The 2037-nt window shown below is 43.0% G+C and carries 2 protein-coding genes; both read right to left on the bottom strand.

Annotated elements, in window-relative coordinates; genetic code table 11:
- Nucleotides 1-72 precede the first annotated feature (72 nt).
- The gene (locus tag AAC854_RS22290) at nucleotides 73-627 is read right to left on the bottom strand and encodes an FAD-dependent oxidoreductase (protein WP_340619007.1); all 555 of its coding nucleotides are present in this window, start codon (nucleotides 625-627) and stop codon (nucleotides 73-75) included.
- A 76-nt stretch (nucleotides 628-703) separates the two neighbouring features.
- Nucleotides 704-1903 (bottom strand): efflux MFS transporter YdeE, encoded by a 1200-nt coding sequence (gene ydeE / locus AAC854_RS22285; protein WP_340619006.1) that lies wholly within the window; start codon nucleotides 1901-1903, stop codon nucleotides 704-706.
- Nucleotides 1904-2037 lie beyond the last annotated feature (134 nt).

Here is a 2037-nt window from a genome sequence, read left to right as displayed (position 1 = left end):
TGCTGTGACATAGCCTTTTGTTCCTTTATTTCTCTATTTTTGACGACTTAAAGTTATAAAGGAGCGGCTATGTCATTTCAACTCATCATAAAAGTCGAGCATCGCGTTAATGTTAGTTACTTCCGTTTCCGGCAGATAGGTGACGCCGTTGTTAAGAGCTTCCTGCAAAAGCACTTGTGTTGCGTGAAGGGGATCAACAGCACCTTCTTCCGTTGCAAAGGTAGCAAGCTCCGGGAGGATTGTAAGTTGCGGCTCCAGTGCCTGAAGTTCGGATTTTGTCAATGCTTTGATCTTAAAGCCAGATTCACGATGAACATCAATAAATTCACGGGTTGCAGATTCAGTTTCCTGCCAACTGATAGCACCTGACCAATTTATCTTCAATTTTCCGTTTGTCTGTTTATCGAGATAATGCCACTCATTGAGTGCCTGTTGCCTGAGTTTGCTGTAAGCATCCGATCTGCCATAAGAAACATTTAGCCATGCAAAGGCCTGTTTAGTCACTCCGTTACCCGCCTGTCCTTTATCAATAAGGATAATTTCTCCCTTATAGTGGTTAGATAAACACCATGCCAGCGTTGTGCCAACAAAGCCCGCACCAACAATAATAATTTTGTTATTTTTCATCTGGTTAATAGTTAACCTCCCAAGATCCATCATGTTAGAGAAAATGACTTGTGCCAGGTGGTACAGGTTTATAAAGTTATTGATCATAACGGGATTCAACAGCGGTTAGTGGTTTGATACTCATTCCTTTAAGCATACTGAGCCATGCAAGGAACGTGATCCCCATTAGGATGATAAATAACGATTGAGGCGGCAACTTAGTGAGCACAACACCACTTATCATCGGGTTGAAAGCACCGCCTAGGAAGCCCAACGCCTGCGCCGAAAAATAGCTGGATTTCATTCCTTCCGGCGCGATATTGTCAATGAGCATATATTCACCCGGCGCATAGATTAGCTCACCAAGGGTGAAAATAACGGCTGCAAGTCCCCAAAGATAAAGGTTTTTGTCTGCTATCATAAAGACGGCCAGTCCCATCAAGAAAAAGAAACTGCCTAATGTCATTAATCTCTTCAGGTTTTCCGGATGAATACGTTTGCCTACCGAATATTGTAAGGTAACAACCACTGCGGCATTCACCGGCAATACAACACCGATGACCGCTTCAGCCAAAGTGCTGTTAGCTACGGTCAGGACATATTGTGAGATCCAGATGGTAAAAGAGCCGAATACCAGTGAACCAAGAAAAGTTGACAGGATAAACCAGGCTAGTGCGCGATCACGTAACATTATTGCCGGATTCCATGCCGTTGTGGTTCTTTCACTGTCTGCGGCAACTCTGATACTTTGAACATAGCGCTGAATAAAAACAATAGGAACAGACGCGGAAACTGCTGCCAACCAGAACGGGAGATTCATGCTATACATTAAAAGCCATGTACCAATTGGCGGGCCAATAGTCCAGCCCATATTAATAAAGGTGTAGTTCAACGAAAAAACTTTCGCTTTTGTTGACGTTGGCAGTGTATCGGCAAAATAACCTTTCAGTACCGTCGAAAATACTGAATAGGAACAATTTATCAACGAGATAAAAACCACAACTAAGCCTGCGTGATTGACAAGGGGAATCGCAATAAAACCGCAGACAAGCGCAATAACGGCTAACAGCATGTAGCGTTTTTTATCGAATCTATCCGCCAGAATCCCGAACCCCATACTGAAAAGTACGCCGATAGTCAAAGCAACGGAGATAGCAAGCCCGATAATATCAACCTGCATCTGATACTGACGAGTCAGATAGATAGCCATAAAGGGAAGAGTGGCTCCACGCCCGATGGTCAAAAGCAGAGAAGAAACCAGTAATGCACTGGTTGAGATATTTAATTTAGAAAACATTAGCTCACTACCTGAAAATAATTCTTCTTGGATTCACATATTAAGTGCAACATCGTTATAAACGAAGTAAATGAGTTTTTGTACCTTTAAATAGCTCATCCGGCGTATTGTAACCCCGTGTTTTTCGTGGTCGC

This window comes from Xenorhabdus entomophaga, from assembly GCF_037996725.1.
Taxonomy (GTDB): Bacteria; Pseudomonadota; Gammaproteobacteria; order Enterobacterales; family Enterobacteriaceae; genus Xenorhabdus; species Xenorhabdus khoisanae.
The sequence above is the reverse complement of the archived record's forward strand: the minus strand, read 5'-3'. Positions and strand labels throughout refer to the sequence as shown.

What these genes read in the sequence shown, in the direction of transcription:
- ydeE (WP_340619006.1), bottom strand. Translation starts at nt 1,903, where the DNA reads ATGTTTTCTAAATTAAATATCTCAACCAGTGCATTACTGGTTTCTTCT.
- AAC854_RS22290 (WP_340619007.1), bottom strand. Translation starts at nt 627, where the DNA reads ATGAAAAATAACAAAATTATTATTGTTGGTGCGGGCTTTGTTGGCACA.